At 70.2% G+C, this 16,587-nt stretch carries 14 protein-coding genes; 12 read left to right on the top strand and 2 right to left on the bottom strand.

Features of this window, described 5'->3' with window-relative positions; translation table 11 throughout:
• Positions 1-29: 29 nt before the first annotated feature.
• The gene (locus ABD289_RS11605; protein ID WP_344130032.1) at positions 30-1,820 is read left to right on the top strand and encodes a hypothetical protein; all 1,791 of its coding nucleotides are present in this window, start codon (positions 30-32) and stop codon (positions 1,818-1,820) included.
• Here the strand turns inward: ABD289_RS11605 and ABD289_RS11600 are convergent.
• Positions 1,798-2,748, bottom strand: a complete 951-nt coding sequence (locus ABD289_RS11600) for a sensor histidine kinase (protein WP_344130029.1) — start codon at positions 2,746-2,748, stop codon at positions 1,798-1,800. The two genes, ABD289_RS11605 and ABD289_RS11600, sit on opposite strands and share 23 nt — an antisense overlap.
• A gap of 377 nt (positions 2,749-3,125) precedes the next feature.
• Here ABD289_RS11600 and ABD289_RS11595 point away from each other — a divergent pair, with 377 nt between their 5' ends.
• The gene (locus tag ABD289_RS11595) at positions 3,126-4,190 is read left to right on the top strand and encodes an Rv2578c family radical SAM protein (RefSeq protein WP_344130026.1); all 1,065 of its coding nucleotides are present in this window, start codon (positions 3,126-3,128) and stop codon (positions 4,188-4,190) included.
• A gap of 340 nt (positions 4,191-4,530) precedes the next feature.
• On the opposite strand, the gene ABD289_RS11590 is transcribed toward ABD289_RS11595, so the two are convergent.
• A complete protein-coding gene (locus ABD289_RS11590) occupies positions 4,531-5,595 on the bottom strand; it encodes a hypothetical protein (RefSeq protein ID WP_344130023.1) in 1,065 nt (354 codons plus the stop codon).
• Positions 5,596-6,045: 450 nt separating this feature from the next.
• On the opposite strand from ABD289_RS11590, the gene aspS reads away from it, so the two are divergent.
• The 10 genes from aspS to ABD289_RS11540 all read left to right on the top strand — a co-directional run bounded on the left by aspS (position 6,046) and on the right by ABD289_RS11540 (position 16,565).
• Positions 6,046-7,851: an aspartate--tRNA ligase gene (gene aspS / locus ABD289_RS11585; RefSeq protein ID WP_344130020.1), complete on the top strand. Its 1,806-nt coding sequence runs from the start codon at positions 6,046-6,048 to the stop codon at positions 7,849-7,851.
• A gap of 278 nt (positions 7,852-8,129) precedes the next feature.
• Positions 8,130-9,344 (top strand): hypothetical protein, encoded by a 1,215-nt coding sequence (locus ABD289_RS11580; RefSeq protein ID WP_344130017.1) that lies wholly within the window; start codon positions 8,130-8,132, stop codon positions 9,342-9,344.
• Positions 9,345-9,347: 3 nt separating this feature from the next.
• Positions 9,348-10,049, top strand: a complete 702-nt coding sequence (locus tag ABD289_RS11575) for a GNAT family N-acetyltransferase (RefSeq protein WP_344130015.1) — start codon at positions 9,348-9,350, stop codon at positions 10,047-10,049.
• 345 nt (positions 10,050-10,394) lie between these two features.
• Complete coding sequence (locus ABD289_RS11570) at positions 10,395-10,772, top strand: hypothetical protein (protein ID WP_344130013.1); 378 nt, start codon at positions 10,395-10,397, stop codon at positions 10,770-10,772.
• A gap of 53 nt (positions 10,773-10,825) precedes the next feature.
• The gene (locus tag ABD289_RS11565) at positions 10,826-11,419 is read left to right on the top strand and encodes a carbonic anhydrase (RefSeq protein ID WP_344130011.1); all 594 of its coding nucleotides are present in this window, start codon (positions 10,826-10,828) and stop codon (positions 11,417-11,419) included.
• Between the two features lie 94 nt (positions 11,420-11,513).
• A complete protein-coding gene (locus ABD289_RS11560) occupies positions 11,514-13,016 on the top strand; it encodes a SulP family inorganic anion transporter (protein WP_344130008.1) in 1,503 nt (500 codons plus the stop codon).
• Positions 13,017-13,274: 258 nt separating this feature from the next.
• A complete protein-coding gene (locus ABD289_RS11555) occupies positions 13,275-14,630 on the top strand; it encodes a replication-associated recombination protein A (RefSeq protein WP_344130005.1) in 1,356 nt (451 codons plus the stop codon).
• A 77-nt stretch (positions 14,631-14,707) separates the two neighbouring features.
• Positions 14,708-15,673 (top strand): 2-hydroxyacid dehydrogenase, encoded by a 966-nt coding sequence (locus ABD289_RS11550; RefSeq protein WP_344130001.1) that lies wholly within the window; start codon positions 14,708-14,710, stop codon positions 15,671-15,673.
• Between the two features lie 194 nt (positions 15,674-15,867).
• Positions 15,868-16,275 (top strand): DUF948 domain-containing protein, encoded by a 408-nt coding sequence (locus ABD289_RS11545; RefSeq protein ID WP_344129998.1) that lies wholly within the window; start codon positions 15,868-15,870, stop codon positions 16,273-16,275.
• On the top strand, positions 16,272-16,565 hold the full coding sequence (locus tag ABD289_RS11540) for a hypothetical protein (protein WP_344129995.1): 294 nt from the start codon (positions 16,272-16,274) through the stop codon (positions 16,563-16,565). The genes ABD289_RS11545 and ABD289_RS11540 overlap by 4 nt, the downstream gene beginning before the upstream one ends.
• The last annotated feature ends 22 nt before the right edge of the window (positions 16,566-16,587 follow it).

The following is a 16,587-nucleotide window of genomic DNA, read 5'->3' as shown; positions in this document are numbered from 1 at the left end:
TGCGGCGGAATCGGCGCGCGCACGAGCTCGTGGCGACAGTTCCCCCGGCCCGGTTGGCGGAAGCGCTGGTCGACCAGCTGGCCCGCACCGTGCGCGGGCGGGCCGCCTACTGCGTGCCCGCGGCGGATCGTCCGGAGGAGCTCGACGTCGTCGCCGCGGCACCGGGAACCTCCGCGCAGGAGTTCGACGACGAATCGGCCCGGCAACCCGTGCGCGGTGGAGGTGTGCTGCTGGTCGCCGGTGCCCGGCGCTGGGGAGCCAAGGAGCAGGCCGCGCTCAAGGAGACCGCGGGCTGGCTGGCCGTCACCTCGGACGTGCGACGGTTGCGGGCGGATCGCGACCGCGCCGAGGAGCGCTCCCGCGAACTGCGCTCCGAGGTGGTCACAGCACGGGAACGGCTCGCGCAGGTGCGCGATCTCGAACGTCGCCGCCTCGTCCGCGCGGTCACCACGTCGACGTTGCGGGACCTCGACGAACTGCGCAGGCGCCTGCGCGCGCTCGGTGAGCCGCCCGCCGAAGGTGCTGAACCTGCACGGGTCGCCGATCTCGGCAGCCGGGTCGACGAGATGCTCGACAGCTTCCGGACGGTCGTGCGCGGGGTGTACCCGGCGATGCTGCCGGAGCGCGGGCCCAGCGCAGCGCTCGAGGAGCTGGCGGCGACGCTGTGCCACCCGGTGCGGTTCTCCGGTGATCTCGGCAGGCGCGTCGGCTGGCAGATCGAGTCCGGCTTCTACCACGCCGTCGCGGCGGTGCTGAACTTGTTGGCAGGTGACGGCATCGATCGCGAAAACCCGGCTGTGGACGTGGAGTTCGGCCGCGACGACGCCCTTCGCGCGCGGCTGACCACATCGCTCGGCCCGCTGTCGGTGGCCGATCTGCGTGCCGCGCTGCACCAGGACGCCGAGCGACTGGCGGTGCTGGGCGGGGAGATGGAGTGCTCCGCGAGCGGTGGCTCGGCCCTGGTCTCGGTGCGGCTCGCGGACCGGGTGACGACGGCCGCTCCGTCCCGGGAGGAGGGCGGAGCCCTGTTCCAGCGGGTGACGAAGCTGGTGAAGCAGGGCCAGCAGGCCGCTGGCTCCGGGCCGGACCGGGCCCGCTGGGACGCCGTCGCGGGCAGGTTGGTGCAGCCGCCGCGACTGGCCGTGGTGGCGGGCGCCGACGGACCCGCTCCGGCCGAACTGGACAGCGCTTCCGTCCTCGGGATCACCGTGGTCTTCGCCGATGGACCGGCCGATCGCGGGTTAGCCGAGGAACTCCTCGCCGAGCACGGCCCGCGCGGCTCGGTCGACGCGGTGCTGTGCCTGCAACCGCCCGCAGCCGAGTTCCGGGCGATGCTGCGCCGGTCACCGCAACGAGTCGAGCTCAGCGAGACCGCGAGCCCGGATCGGCTGGCGCGCGAGCTGATCACATGGGCTCCGGTGATCGCGGCGCGGCGGGCGATCGTCTCGGTGCGCGGATTGCTGCCCGGCTTGCCCGCCGATCACCCGCTGCGGTGGGCGGTGGATCGGCTCGCCGCCGAAACGCACGAGATCACCGAGCTGGACCTGCTCGACGAACTCCTCGATGGGGAAACCCGTTTGCTGAGCGGGGTTTCGGAGGACGCCGCGCGGTTGCTGGGCGCGCGGGGAACCGACCCGCGCTCCCGGCTCGGCTTGGAGCCGGAGGCCAACGACGAGCAGGTGCGCGTCGCAGCACAGCGCGCGGTGCAGCGGTGGCGGGCCCACGCGGTCAAACCGGTCACCGGAGGACGGGACGCTTCGGCGTGCGACGTGCTGGTGCGCACCGCGGAGGGCCTGCTCAGCGGGGAACGAACCCCGTGATCGTGGTTCCCCGGCCCGGCTCGGATCGGATGTCGATGGTTCCTCCGACGGTCGCCATTCGCGCGGACAGGTTGGGCAGGCCGGGATTGCCGCCCGCGTCGGCGAAACCCGGACCATCGTCCGAGACCGCGAACTCCAGTCCGCGCGGGTCGTCCCGGAGCGCGACGCCGATGGAGTCACCGGGCGCGTGCTTGTGCGCGTTGTTCACCGCCTCCAGGCAGGCGTAGTACATAGTGGACTCGACCAGCGGCGGATAGCTGCGGTGGAATCCGGTGGTGTCCAGCTCGACGTCCGGGTGCTCGGCGAGCTCGGCGGTCAGCGCCGCTGCGAGTCCTTCGGTGGACAACGGGATCGGCAGGATTCCGGCCGCGGTGTCGGTCAGAGCCTTCTCCGCGGCGTCCAGCTTGGACTGCAGGGTCTCGATCCGCTGCGCGGTGGTGCTGCCGTCGTGCTCGACGAGCGCCATCGCCATCTTCAGCGCGACCAGGTGGTGCTGCGCGCCGTCGTGCAGATCGCGTTCCAGGCTGCGCCGCTCCTGCTCCATCTCGACCGTGGCCCGCCACCGGTCGTCGACCAGCTCCCGCGCGGCGGCATCGCCGTCGCGGCGCAGCTGGTCGGTCTCGGCGGCCAGCCGAACGGCGGCCAGCGGTGGTCCGAGCACCTCCGCGAGCGATTCCACCGGCCCAGCGGACTCCGGAGCGACGGCGAGCGCCCCTTGAACCCGGCCGTCGTACTCGACGTCCCGGCTGTGCCACCGCTCGGCGCCCTGCCCCCACTGGTAGCGCTCACCGGCGACGGTCAGGGCGCAGCCGGACGCGCCGAGCGCAGTACCGATGGCCTCGGCCAGCGAACGCGCGTCGGGCGCGCTTCGAGCGCGGGCGAGCAGGTCCGACACCGCCTCGACGGCTCGCTTCTCGTGAGCACGCACCCCGCGAAGGTAGCGCGCCGCACCGGCGCGGAAGAACCGCACCGGCGAAGTGAACCTCCTGCGACGGTTCTCGTTCCCCCGGGGTGGATCAGGTTGCGGCTTTCAGTTCGCGATCGTGCACGCGCCTCGCAAACGCCGGAGCCCGTGGAGTCGGCTGTCGAGCACCACCTTCTGGAGCTGTGGCCCGCGTCGGCTCGTCAGGATCCAGGCGTCGTTCACGGTCCCGATGAACTTGCGCAGTTCTTGCGCTAGTCCGCAGGTCAGGTCGACGTCGAGCCTGGGTCCAGGATTGGGCGCCGAGGCCCGGGTCTTCCGCGTCGCCGCACGCGCGGGTGAACGCGCTCGACAAGGAATCGAAACTGTGTTCGAATTCGGGTATGCGTTGGGAGAAGCAGCGGGTCGAGCGCGGTGACGTGGCCGCGTTGCCGCTTGATGTGCCGGATCCGGTCGTGCGCGGTGGCGGCGGAGCCGGGCTGAAGCTGCCGGAGCCGGTGCCGATCGAGGCGGGGACCGAGGACGCCTACGCGATCGAGATCCAGGCGAAATCGATCATCAACCGGGTGCCCGGGGAGTCGCAGGTGCCGTTCGGCTGGACCGTCAACCCGTATCGCGGTTGCGGTCATGCTTGCACCTATTGCTTCGCCAGGCGCACGCACACCTATCTCGACCTGGACGCGGGACACGACTTCGACAGCAAGATCGTGGTCAAGACCAACGCGGGAACCCTGCTGCGCAAGGAGCTCGCCGCGCCGCAGTGGGCGGGCGATCCGATCGCGATGGGCACCAACACCGACCCGTACCAGCGGGCGGAGGGGCGCTACGGGCTGATGCGGGAGATCATCGGCGCGCTGGGGGAGCGGGCGAACCCGTTCTCCGTCCTGACCAAGGGAACCTTGATCCTGCGCGACCTCGACCTGATCACCCGGGCCGCCGAGCAGGCGCCGGTTTCGGTGGCCGTCTCGGTCGGATCCGTCGACGAAGGGCTCTGGCGCGCGGTGGAGCCCGGCGCGCCCTCGCCGCTGCGGCGGCTCGACGTCGTGCGGAAGTTCGCCGACGCGGGGATCGGGTGCTCGGTGCTGATGGCGCCGATCCTGCCCGGGCTCAGCGACTCCGAGGAGCAGATCGACCGGACCGTGGGCGAGCTGGCCGCGGCCGGGGCCGCGAGCATCACGCCGCTGCTGCTGCACCTGCGCAGCGGCGCGCGGGAGTGGTTCCGGGAATGGTTGCAGCGCGAGCACCCGGAGCTGGTGCCGACCTACGCCGCGCTCTACCGCAACCGCACCTATCTCCCCGAGACCTATCAGCGGCGGATCCTCGACCGCGTGGCCGAGGCGAAGGAGCGGCACCGCCTGACCCCCGCGAATCCGGGCCGGTACCGGGGTGCCGAGCCGGTTCGCTCGGCCGGCGACCGCGAGGAAACCCGCCAGCTCAGCCTGCTGTGAGGGCTGCGGCGCTCACCGGATGTTCCGGGTGCGGATCTTCTGCCCGTCGCTTCCGATGGCGATCGCCGAGGCGGCCGGCGTGGCACCGAGTGACGCTCGGGTGCCGGGACGCGGAACGACGGGGCCGGAGGCGTCTTCCCCGCGCCGTGCGGAGAGGACGGCCCTTCGGCCCCGTCGTGGACGTGCGTGCGCGACCCGAACCGGAAAAGAACAATCGCTGCGCGTGCGCGGGGATCGTACTTCGAGAGCGCTCTCTCCGGCTCCGTCATCAGTAGGAGGGCCGAGTTGCTTCGGTGCAAAAGAAACGTGATTCCGCAGGAGTCGGAACGTCCCGCGACTCTTACTGTTCGTGCGCACCCAATTGGCCGATGGATTCTTCGGGCGGGTTGACTTCCGCGTTCTGTTCCTCGGGTTGCCAGCGGACGCCGAACACGCCCATCCCGAAGTCGAGGGCCACCGCGTGCGCTCGGCCGAAGCGGTCCACGGTCAGCTGGTTGGGCGTCTCGCCCTCCTGCATCGCCGAGTCGCCCACGTAGCTCTCGGCGCAGGTGGGCGGGTGCTCGGGGTCGAACTGCAGCTCCACCACGTACTGGCGCACCGGCAACCGGAACAACCGGCAGAAGCTGTGCTCCTGCTCGTTCGGCCCGGTCGGCGGGTCGATGATCTCGTACTCCAGCAGCAGCGTCTCGCCGCGCGCCAGCGAGCGGTCGAACAGCAGCTCGGCGACCACCAGGTCACGGGCGTGATCGGTGAGCACCTGGCCCAGCCGGCAGGACCGGATCGGCCGGATGATCGGCGGCGTCGTCACCGAGGAGGCGCCGTCGAACATGATCACCCAGCGGTCCACGTTGTTCGTCTCGGCGCGGACCAGCTTGCGGGTGCGGATCTTGCGCAGGTCGCCGCGCTGATCGACGTGCACGACGTCGTGGTGCGACAACCGGGTGAGCTTCGAATCGTGGTTGGTGTCGATCTTGGTGAGCAGCTCGGCGGCCGACTCGTGCTCGGACCACAGGGCGCTCAGCGGCGGGGCCTCGGAACTGGCCTGCCGGGTGCGGCCGCGCGGACGGGGTGGGCCCAGCAACGCCGACAACGAGCTCTCGGGCACCCCTAAGACCTGCTCGAGCTGCTGCAACGCGAGCAGCGAGTCGGGGCGCTCGGGACGACGTCTGCCGGATTGCCAGTAGCTCAAGGCGGTGATGCTGACCGGGGTGCCTCGGGCGCGCAGCCGGTGCTGGATGCGCTCCAGGCTGAGCCGGCTGGCCCTTATCGCGTACCGCAACGCGGCTTCGAACGGGCCGGTGCGCAGCAGTTCGGCGAGTTCGGGGGACAGTCCCGCCGAAGCCTGCTGCGGGCCGCGGACGGCCGGATGGGCGGAGGGTCGGGCCTCGGTTTTCGGGCCGGTCATCGTTACTCCTCGTGTCCGGCGAATTCCGAACTTACGCTAATCAGTGGATCACTGTTGTGCAACGACCGAGTTCCGGGTGAGCTCTCGTACTTTTGGGCTAGACCCGATCTTCGTTCGTCGCCTTTCGATCTCCAACACGTATGCGGGTACCGACAAGGGTTCACCGATCTTCGACGTCCGTATCGCGAAAAAGTTGAATTGCGGATCATCGGCGTGAAAATTGGTCGTGCCAGTCTGGCACTTCGTGCCCTTCCGGGAAAGGGGCCGCGGCGCGCCTGCGGTGCGCGTGCGCCGTCCGCCCGGCCCTGCGCGCGGGCACCACCGCCTGGACCGCTAACCTTGAAGTCTTGCGTCCGCGCTGCTCACGCCCGCGCGGCCGGTCGAGCTGGTGCGACGCAAAGCCGAACCAACCACGAGCGCTCGAACAGCGGAAGAAGGAGCTCAGTACCCGTGATGCGCACGCACGAGGCCGGATCGCTCCGCGCCGGTCATGCCGGGCAGACCGTCACCCTGAGCGGGTGGGTGGCGCGCCGTCGCGATCACGGCGGAGTCATCTTCATCGATCTTCGCGACGCTTCGGGCGTCGCGCAGGTCGTGTTCCGCGAAGGCGAGATGGCCGAGCGGGCCCACCGCCTGCGCGCCGAGTTCTGCATCAAGGTCACCGGTGAGGTCGTCGCTCGGCCCGAGGGCAACGAGAACCCGGAGATCCCCACCGGATCCATCGAGATCACCGTGACGGATCTGGAGGTGCTCTCGGAGTCGGCGCCGCTGCCGTTCCCGCTGGACGAGCACCTGGAGGTCGGCGAGGAGATCCGCCTCAAGCACCGCTACCTGGACCTGCGCCGTGCCGAGCCCGCGCGGACCATGCGGTTGCGCAGCGACATCAACCGCGTCGCCCGCGAGGTGCTGCACGGCCGCGAGTTCGTCGAGGTCGAGACCCCGACCATGACCCGCTCGACGCCGGAGGGCGCTCGCGACTTCCTGATCCCGGCTCGGCTGCAGCCGGGCAACTGGTACGCGCTGCCGCAGTCCCCGCAGCTGTTCAAGCAGCTGCTGATGATCGGCGGCCTGGAGCGCTACTTCCAGATCGCCCGCTGCTACCGCGACGAGGACTTCCGCGCCGACCGGCAGCCGGAGTTCACCCAGCTCGACATCGAGATGAGCTTCGTCGACCAGGACGACGTCCTGGAGCTCAGCGAGGAGATCCTGGCCGGGCTGTGGCGGCTCGTCGGCCACGAGATCCCGCGCCCGATCCCGCGGATGACCTACGCCGAGGCGATGGCCCGCTACGGCACCGACAAGCCGGACCTGCGGTTCGGCGTCGAGCTCACCGAGATGACCGAGTACTTCAAGGACACGCCGTTCCGCGTGTTCCAGGCGCCCTACGTGGGCGCGGTGGTCATGCCGGGCGGCGCCGACCAGCCGCGGCGGCAGCTCGACGCCTGGCAGGAGTGGGCCAAGCAGCGCGGCGCCAAGGGCCTGGCCTACGTGCTCGTCGGCGAGGACGGCACGTTGTCCGGACCGGTGGCCAAGAACCTCTCCGAGTCCGAGCGGGAGGGCCTGGCCAAGGCCGTCGGGGCCAACCCCGGCGACTGCGTGTTCTTCGGCGCGGGACAGCGCTCCTCGGCGCGTGCGCTGCTGGGCGCGGCCCGGTTGGAGATCGGCCAGCACTGCGGCCTGATCGACCAGGACGCCTGGTCGTTCGTGTGGGTCGTGGACGCGCCGATGTTCGAGCCGGTCGAGGACATGGAATCCGGTGACGTCGCGGTCGGCACCGGCAACTGGACCGCGGTGCACCACCCGTTCACCTCGCCGAACGCCGACTGGATCGAGAACTTCGAGCAGGACCCGGCGAACGCGCTGGCCTGGGCCTACGACATCGTCTGCAACGGCAACGAGATCGGTGGTGGCTCCATCCGCATCCACCGCTCCGACGTGCAGGAGCGGGTGTTCAGGCTGCTGGGCATCACCGAGGAGCAGGCGCAGGACAAGTTCGGCTTCCTGCTCGAGGCGTTCAAGTACGGACCGCCGCCGCACGGCGGCATCGCCTTCGGCTGGGACCGGATCTGCATGCTGCTGGCCGGTGCCGACTCGCTGCGCGACGTCATCGCGTTCCCGAAGAGCGGCGGCGGCTACGACCCGCTGACCAGCGCGCCCTCGGCGATCACGGCGGAGCAGCGCAAGGAGGCGGGCATCGACGCCAAGCCGGGCGCCAAGAAGGGCGAGTCCGGCGAGAAGGCCGACAAGCAGGGCTGACGGCTGATGGAGCCGGCCCGGAGTTGCGATGCCGGGCCGGCTTCGTCGCGTCCGGGCGCGTCGATCGTGCGACGAGTGGTTGCTCAATCGTCGTTCGGGTGCAACGTGGTCGAAGCCCCGTTCCGTCAACGTCGAAGGGGTTGTGCGTGCGGGCGTGCGCGGACCCGGACGGGGGATTCGCGACCGAACACGCTGCGCATTTGCCACTGACCGGTTAGGCGTCACTTGACCGGTCATGGCCCTTGGAGTTCATGTTGTGGGGGTAGTGTCTGGAGACGATGAGCGTGGAGATCACCACCGGCCCTCCGGAGGTCCGGGTCCCGGCAAGCACCGTGGCGACCGACACGGTCGCCACTGCGGAAGCGGTGCTGAGCAAGCGGACCGGCGCCCCGGTGCGGCTCACCGACACGGAGGACCTGGGCGGCAGTGACCGCTCGGTCGTGCTGCGGGTGCGGATCGCCGAATCGCCGTTCGAGCTGCCGCGGACCGTCGTGGTCAAACACTACGGGGAGTGCCCGCCGGAAGCTCGCTCCGACCCGTTCGCGCACGAGGCGGCGAGCTGCCAGTTGACGACCGCGCTGCCGCCGGAAGCCCGGGTCAGCCCGGAACTCATCGCGCACGACGCCACCGAGCGCCTGCTGGTGCTCGAAGACCTCGGCCGGGGTTCGACGCTGGCCGACGTGCTCTTCGGCGAGGACCCGAGGGCCGCCGAGCGCGCCCTGCTGGCCTGGGCGAGGGCCTTGGGCAGGCTGCACAGCACCACGGCCGGCTGCGCCGCGGACTTCGACGCGCTGATGCGCAGGCTCGGGGCCAAGTCGTGGACCGACCCCGTCACCGACGACATCGGCACCGCCGTGGCCGAGCTGCCCGAGTTGATCGCGCAGCTGCTCGACGTGGCCACCCCGCCGGAGATGACCGAGCGGCTGCAGGCCGCCTCCGAGCAGCTGGGCGGTCGTTTCCAGGCGTTCAGCCCGTCGGACATCTGCCCGGAGAACAGCTTGGTCACCGGCAGCAGCGGGGTGCGGTTCCTGGACTTCGAGTGGGGCTGCGTGCGCGATGTCGCGATGGACGCGGCGTACCTGCAGTACCCGTTCCCGTCCTCCTGGTGCTCCTACGCCCTGCCGGAGAACCTGGCGCAGAGCATGCTGTCGACCTGGCGTTCCGAGGTCGCCGAGGTGTTCCCGGAACTCGACGACGACGAGGTGCTGCTACCCAGGCTGTTCAACGCGCAGCTGCTGTGGGTGTGGGTCTCGACCTGGTGGTACCTGCCTCGGGAGGGCGAGAACGACCGTCCGATCGACCTGCACATGCCGTCGCCGCGGCGGAGCACGGCGCTGGTCGACCGCTGGCGGCACCTGCGCTTGGACGCGCGCGCCGCGGACATCACCGAGGTCGCCGAGTTCGCCGACAAGATGATCGATGCGCTGGTCGACCGCTTCGGGGCAGGGGCGCTGCACCTGCAGCCGTACCCGGCGTTCCGCGCGGAGCAGTGATCGGTGGATCTCGTTCGCGAGATCGAGCGAGCCGCCCTGGCGACTTGGCCCGCGAGCACGGTCGAGCGCCGTGACGGCTGGGTGCTGCGGCACTGCGACCGCCTGTCCCGCCGCCGCTCCAACTCCGCCGTGCCGTTGCGGCGGATCCCGGACGTGGAGTCCCTGGAGCGCTTCTACGTCGAGCGCGCGGCCGCGCCCGCGGTGCAGATCAGCCCGCTGGAGCGCTACCGCGCGCTCGACGCGGAGCTGGCCGAGCGCGGCTACCGGGTGGACGCCCCGGTGACGTGCATGCACAACGACGTGGCCGTGATCGCCGACATCGAGGCGTCGGACTTCGAGATCCGGCTGGACGAGACGCCCCACCCGCGTTGGTTCGCCGCCGTGGTGGCCACGGGCGGCGAGCCCGAGCCCGCGCTGGATCGCACACCGCAGCCGGTGGGCTTCGCGATCGCGACTCACCGGGGGACGCCGGTGGGGGTGAGCATGTTCGCCGCGGCCGGGGACTGGTGCGGCGTGTACGGGATGCGCACCAGCCCGGACTGGCGGCGGCGCGGCGTGGCCGCGGCCCTGCTGCGCGCGGGCGCTCGCTGGACCAGCGCGGCTCGGATCTTCCTTCAGGTGGCCGACGACAACCCGGTGGCGCGCAGTCGTTACGAGTCGCTCGGATTCCAACGTTCGCACGGCTATCACTACAGGCTCGGGTGAACTTCGCGTTTCCGCTGAGTCAATGATCGGCCCGACCGGGATCGAGTTCGGTTCCACGAAGAGGTTACTTCGATCACAATCTCGCGATGCCGCGACCGGAGCGTTCCTGACGCAGTGCAACAAACGGGGGTTTGTCTACCCAGCTACCGGGTGAAATTCCTGGTGAAAGAGCTCCATTAAGGTTTCTTCATTTGACCTGCGGGTGATTCGCCCGTTTTTACGACTTGCACCCCCGTCGCGGACATCAGATATCCTCGGAGTCGGTTGTCCCACTTCTTTCTCCTCCCGTAGTCGGCAATGTCGCCGGATCGGGGGGACGAGGCTGCTCAAATTACGGAGGAAACCGTGCGTGGCGAACTCTGGCAGATTGCGAGGGCGGGGCTGTTCCTGCTCTTCGTGGTCGTGCTGGCCGCGCTCGGTCCCCTGGACGCCGCGGTGGCCGGCCCGGTCGCCGGCGTCGCCACCCACGAGCACAAGCCCGATCCGAAGGAGCAGCGGGACAGCGAGAAGCTGCGCGATCGCCTGCCCAAGCCCGCAGCGCCCAGCCGGCGCCACGAGACCAGGCACGCCAACGATCGCAGGCCCCTTCCCGCTCTCGTCCAGCGCGAGCAGGATTCATCGCGACTGCTTCGCGCTCGACTCCCAAGTTCTGGGAGCGAGGCGTACCACGAGCACATACGGCTCAGACATTCTCCGGGGATGCTGCAGGTCGTTCGGCACTGATTCGCATCCGGATATGCGTTTTCCGAGCCGACATGACCCGGAGAAATTCAACAATGAGCTTCGAGAACTTCGTGCAGCACGCACGTCGCCACCCCAACGCGCTTTCGTCCGATGAGCGGCAGCAGCTGGCGGCCGGTCAGCAGCCGAGCGCATTGTTCATCGGATGTTCAGATTCCCGCGTGATCCCGTCGCAAATCACCGGTGCGGCACCGGGAACTCTGTTCGAACTGCGAACTGCCGGGAACGTGGTGCCCGAGTACGCACCCGGCGCTGCCTCCAGTGAAATGGCCACGATCGAGTACGCGGTCCTGCAGCTGCGGGTCCCCGAGATCGTGGTCTGCGGTCACTCGCACTGCGGTGCGGTCACCGCGCTCACCGTCGCGGGAGACGGGCTCGACGAGCTCCCCGCACTGCGGAACTGGCTCGGCACCGACGGCCTCACCGGCGCGGTCCCCACCGAGGCGGTTCGCACCGAGAGCAAGCGCCACCTGCGCGCGCAGCTGGACGCGCTGCGCGGATACCCCTTCATCCGCGACCGGATCGAAGCGGGCGAACTGCGCCTGCACGGCTGGTTCTACGAGATCGACTCGGGCTTGGTCTACGCCTGCCCGCAGTCCGAGGACGACCCGGACTTCCTGCCGCTGTAACCGCAACGAGCGGTCTCGCACGCCGGGCACCTCGACGCGGAGGTGCCCGGCGCATGACCCGTTTCCGCATTCCTGCTGCTCTCCTGGAGGCATCGTGACTTCTCAGCTCGAACGTTCCTCTCCGCCGACCAAGCGAATGCCCGGCGCGTCGTTCTTCGGCGCGGACCTGGGGGCTTCGCTGGTGGTGTTCCTGGTGGCCGTCCCGCTGTGCGTGGGTATCGCCGCAGCCTCCGGTGTGCCGGTGGAGCTGGGCATCCTGACCGGCATCGTGGGCGGTCTCGTGGTCGGGCTGATGCCCGGCAGCTCCATTCAGGTTTCCGGACCGGCGGCCGGACTGACCGTGCTGGTCGCCTCCGCGGTGCATCAGCACGGGCTCGCCATGCTCGGTGTCATCGTGCTCGGCGCCGGTCTGATCCAGGTCCTGCTGGGCCTGGCCAAGCTGGGTACCTGGTTCCGGGCGATCTCGCCCGCGGTCGTGCAGGGCATGCTCGCCGGTATCGGCCTGGTGATCATCCTCGGGCAGATCTACCCGGTGGGCGGGCTGGAGCAGCCCGACACCACCGTCGCGAAGTTCACCGGCCTCGGCGAACTCGCGAGCGCGATGGTGAACACCCCGGCGGGGCAGAGCGGCCTCGGACTGGCCGTGCTGGCGCTGCTGATCATGGCCGGGTGGAAGCGCCTCGTGCCCGCACCGGTGAACCTGGTGCCGGGCGCGCTGGTCGCGGTCGTGGTGGCCAGCGCTGCGGCCTTCGCGCTGGACCTGCCGGTCAAGAAGGTCGAGGTCGGATCGCTGCTGGGGGCGTTGAACACGCCTGACCTGGGTGCGTTCGGTTCGATCGACTTCGCCGTGGTCGGTTCGATGATCACCTTCGCGCTGATCGCCTCGGCCGAGAGCCTATTCAGCGCCGCGGCCGTCGACCGGATGCACGACGCGCCCAAGACGCAGTTCAACAAGGAGCTCGTCGCCCAGGGCGCGGGCAACACGATCTGCGGTGTCTTCGGCGCGCTGCCGATGACCGCGGTCATCGTGCGCAGTGCCGCCAACGTGCAGGCGGGTGCCAAGACGAAGGCCTCCCGCGTGATGCACGGGGCCTGGCTGCTGCTGTTCGTGGTGCTGCTGCCGGGCGTGCTCGGGTTCATCCCGCTCGCGGTGCTCGGTGCGCTGCTGCTGCAGGCCGGGTGGAAGCTGCTGGAGCTCAAGTCGCTGGTCCAGCTGGCGCGGGAGAACCGCTCCGAGGCCGCGATCGTGGTCTTCACCGCGGTGATGATCCTGGCCACCGACCTGCTCGTGGGGACCCTGGCCGGTCTGGCCGTCGCGGTGGTCAAGACGGCGATCGAGGTCTCCCGGATGCACGTGCGCGCCGAGCACACCGATGAGCACGTCCGCCTCGAGCTGGGCGGCAACGCCACCTTCCTGAAGCTGCCGCACCTGCTGGAGCACTTGGAGGAGCTGCCCAGCGACAAGCACGTGCACCTGGACATGACCACGGTGCGCCACCTCGACCGGGCCTGCCACCAGGCGGTCGAGAGCTGGGTCGACGAACACCGCCGCAACGAGGGTTCGGTGGAGGTGGCCATGCCGGCCAAGGTCGGCTGACCGAACCCGAGTCCAGCCCTCGACGCACCACTCGACCGAACCACCCCCAAGAGAGCCCCGGCTTCCTCGCGAAGCCGGGGCTCTCAACTGCACAACCCCAGCGCACGCCAGCGGAACAACGAATTCCAGGGAATTCCGTACCCCGAAAACCAGGGAATTCGGGGGCACGAATTCCAGGGAATTTGGGGCGTTGTTCCTCTGGTCGGGTGGTGGGGAGCGGTGAGCGGGCGTGTCGCAGGTGGGCGGTAGCGTCGTGGTGTGAGTGATGGGTTGTTCGACGAGGGGCTGTTCGGTGCCGATGCCGATCAGCGGGCCGGGGAGAAGCTGGCCGAGAACGCGCCGCTGGCGGTGCGGATGCGGCCGCGATCTCTCGACGAGGTCGTCGGACAGCAGCACCTGCTGGCCGCCGGAGCGCCGCTGCGGCGCCTGGTCGAGGGCGCGACACCGGCATCGGTGCTGCTCTACGGACCGCCGGGCACCGGGAAGACGACCCTGGCCAACCTGGTCTCGCAGGCCACCGGACGCCGGTTCGCCGCGCTGTCCGCCCTGTCCTCCGGGGTCAAGGAGGTCCGGGCGGTCATCGAGGAGGCCCGCAAGCGCCTCGGGCGCAACGGCGAGGCGACCGTGCTGTTCATCGACGAGGTGCACCGGTTCTCCAAGACCCAGCAGGACGCGCTGCTCGGCGCCGTCGAGGACCGCACCGTGCTGCTGGTGGCCGCGACCACCGAGAACCCGTACTTCTCCGTCGTGGCTCCGCTGCTGTCCCGATCGCTGGTGCTGCAACTGCGCAGCCTCGGGGACGAGGACGTCCGCGACCTGCTGCGTCGCGCGATCAGCGAGGAGCGCGGGCTCAACGGCTCGGTGAGCATGTCCGAGGACGCCGAGGACCACCTCGTCGCGCTGGCCGAGGGCGATGCGCGCCGGGCCCTGACGGCGCTGGAGGCCGCTGCGGAATCGGTCGGTTCGACCGGTGGGGACGAGATCGAACTGGCCACCGTCGAGGCGACCGTCGACCGGGCCGCCGTGCTCTACGACAAGGGCGGCGACCAGCACTACGACGTGACCAGCGCGTTCATCAAGTCCATCCGGGGCTCCGACGTCGACGCGGCGCTGCACTACCTGGCGCGCATGGTCGAAGCGGGGGAGGACCCGCGATTCATCGCCCGCCGCCTGGTCGTGCACGCCAGCGAGGACATCGGCATGGCCGACCCCACCGCGCTGCAGGCCGCGGTGGCGGCCGCGAGCGCCGTGCAGCTGATCGGCATGCCCGAGGGGCGACTCGCCCTGGCCCAGGCCACCATCCACCTGGCCACCGCGCCCAAGTCGAACGCGGTCAACACCGCGATCAGCGATGCCATGGCCGATGTCCGCGCGGGCAAGGGCGGGCCGGTCCCGCCGCACCTGCGCGACGGCCACTACTCCGGGGCCCAGCAGCTCGGCAACGCCAAGGGCTACCGCTACCCGCACGACCGCCCCGAGGGCGTTCTCGCCCAGCAGTACGCCCCGGACTCCCTGGTCGGGCGCGACTACTACGAACCCACGCCCCGGGGAGCCGAGCGGGCGCTGCACGACCGGCTCCCGAAGCTGCGCAACATCACCCGCGGCGCGGAGTGATCCGAAGCGGTCAGTGACCGTGCTGCGGTGTTCGGAGCGGTAAGTTCGCCGCCGAACGCGCGGATCGGGAGGTTTTCGTGGGCAAACGGGTCGTGGTGACCAGGGCGGTGCCGGAGGCGGCGGTGCGAGTGCTCCGGGAGGCCGCCGAGGTCGAGGTCTGCGGGCAGGACCGGCCGTTGACGCGCGCGGAGTTGCACGAGGCCGTGCGCGGTGCGCACGGCGTGGTCGCGATGCTGCACGACCGGATCGACGCCGAGTTCGTCGAGGCCGCCGGTCCGCAGCTGGAGGTCGTGGCCAACGTCGCCGTCGGGTACGACAACATCGACGTCCCGGCCGTGACCGAGCGCGGGGTCGCCGTCACCAACACGCCCGGAGTGCTGGCCGAGGCCACCGCCGATCTCGCCTTCGGGTTGCTGCTGATGGTCACCCGCCGTCTCGGCGAAGGGGAGCGGTTGCTGCGCTCGCGCACGCCGTGGAACTTCCACCTCGGGTTCATGCTGGGCAGCGGCCTGCAGGGCAAGACGCTCGGGATCATCGGGCTCGGCGGCATCGGCAGGTCGCTGGCCCGCCGTGCGCGGGCGTTCGGCATGCACATCGCCTACACCGGTCGCAGCCGCGCACCTGCCGAGGTCGAGGCCGAGCTCGACGCGCACTACCTCGCGCAGGACGAGCTGCTGCGCACCGCCGACGTGGTCTCGCTGCACTGCCCGCTCACCGAGCAGACCCGCCACCTGATCGACGAGGCCGCGCTGCGGACCATGAAGCCCACCGCGGTGCTGGTCAACACCAGTCGCGGCCCGGTCGTCGACGAGAAGGCGCTGGCCGAGGCGCTGCGCGCGGGGACCATCGCCGGCGCGGCGCTGGACGTGTTCGAGAACGAGCCCGAGGTGGAACCCGGCCTGCTGGACCTGGACAACGTCGCGCTCGCCCCGCACCTGGGTTCGGCCACCGTCGAAACCCGGACCGCGATGGCCGAGCTCGCCGCCCGCAACGTCGTGGCCGTGCTCGGCGGCCGGTCGCCACTGACCGAAGTCGGAACGTGATCTTGGTAGTCCACTGATCGATCGTCGCCGGAGCGCCCGGTCCACCCGCTGTCACCAGCCGTGTGACACCGCCGTTCACCCGCCGGACCGGGTGCTTGTGGTCGTGCCCCGCACGGGTAACCTGACGCTCGATCAACAGGCCGGAAGCGATCGGCTCGGCCTGACGCAAATGACGTGGACATTCGGGAGGGCACGTGACGCCCACGCAGATCGCCGCGCTGATCATCGCCGGAGCGTTCGTGCTGCTGGTCGTGCTGCTGGCGGTCCCGTTGATCAAGCTCGGCCGCACGCTGGACGAGACGACCAACGCGATCCGCAAGGCGCAGGAGAACACCGACCCGATCTTCACCGGCGCGAACTCCACGATCACGCACGTCAACACCCAGCTCGAGCGGGTCGATGGCATCACTGCGAACGCCAAGACGGTCAGCGGCAACGTCTCGGCGTTGTCCTCGCTGTTCACGGCTACACTGGGTGGCCCGTTGGTGAAGACGGCAGCGTTTTCCTACGGGGTGAGCAAGGCGCTCAAGGCCCGACGTAAGCGGAAGCAGGAGCCCAAGGGCAGGCACTTCCGCCGCAAGAACAAAGGGGTGCGCCAGTGAAGCGCATGTTCTGGTTCGGTGCCGGGGTCGCTGCCGGGGTTGCGTTGACCCGCAAGGTCAACGAGACCACGAAGAAGGCGACCCCGACCGGCATGGCAGAGCAGGTCGGCGGTGCGGTCCGGGAACTGGCCGAGGCCGTCGGCTCGTTCGGCGCGGAGGTGCGCGCCGGCATGGAGGAGCGGGAAGACGAGCTGCAGGACGTGGCGCGCAATCCGGCCACGGTGCAGGTCCGCCGGTTCGACGCGGAGGCCGACTCCGAGGCACGGCGAGCTCGCCGGGCGGGCCGCTGACGCGGGTGCTCGCGCGCCCCGG

Origin of the sequence: Saccharopolyspora halophila, assembly GCF_039531955.1 — a bacterium.
GTDB lineage: Bacteria > Actinomycetota > Actinomycetes > Mycobacteriales > Pseudonocardiaceae > Saccharopolyspora > Saccharopolyspora halophila.
This window is presented reverse-complemented; position numbering and strand designations above follow the sequence as displayed.

Excerpts from the sequence above, each read along its gene's own strand:
- ABD289_RS11595 (WP_344130026.1), top strand. The coding sequence starts at position 3,126 with ATGCGTTGGGAGAAGCAGCGGGTCGAGCGCGGTGACGTGGCCGCGTTG.
- ABD289_RS11590 (WP_344130023.1), bottom strand. The coding sequence starts at position 5,595 with ATGACCGGCCCGAAAACCGAGGCCCGACCCTCCGCCCATCCGGCCGTC.
- ABD289_RS11580 (WP_344130017.1), top strand. The coding sequence starts at position 8,130 with ATGAGCGTGGAGATCACCACCGGCCCTCCGGAGGTCCGGGTCCCGGCA.
- ABD289_RS11565 (WP_344130011.1), top strand. The coding sequence starts at position 10,826 with ATGAGCTTCGAGAACTTCGTGCAGCACGCACGTCGCCACCCCAACGCG.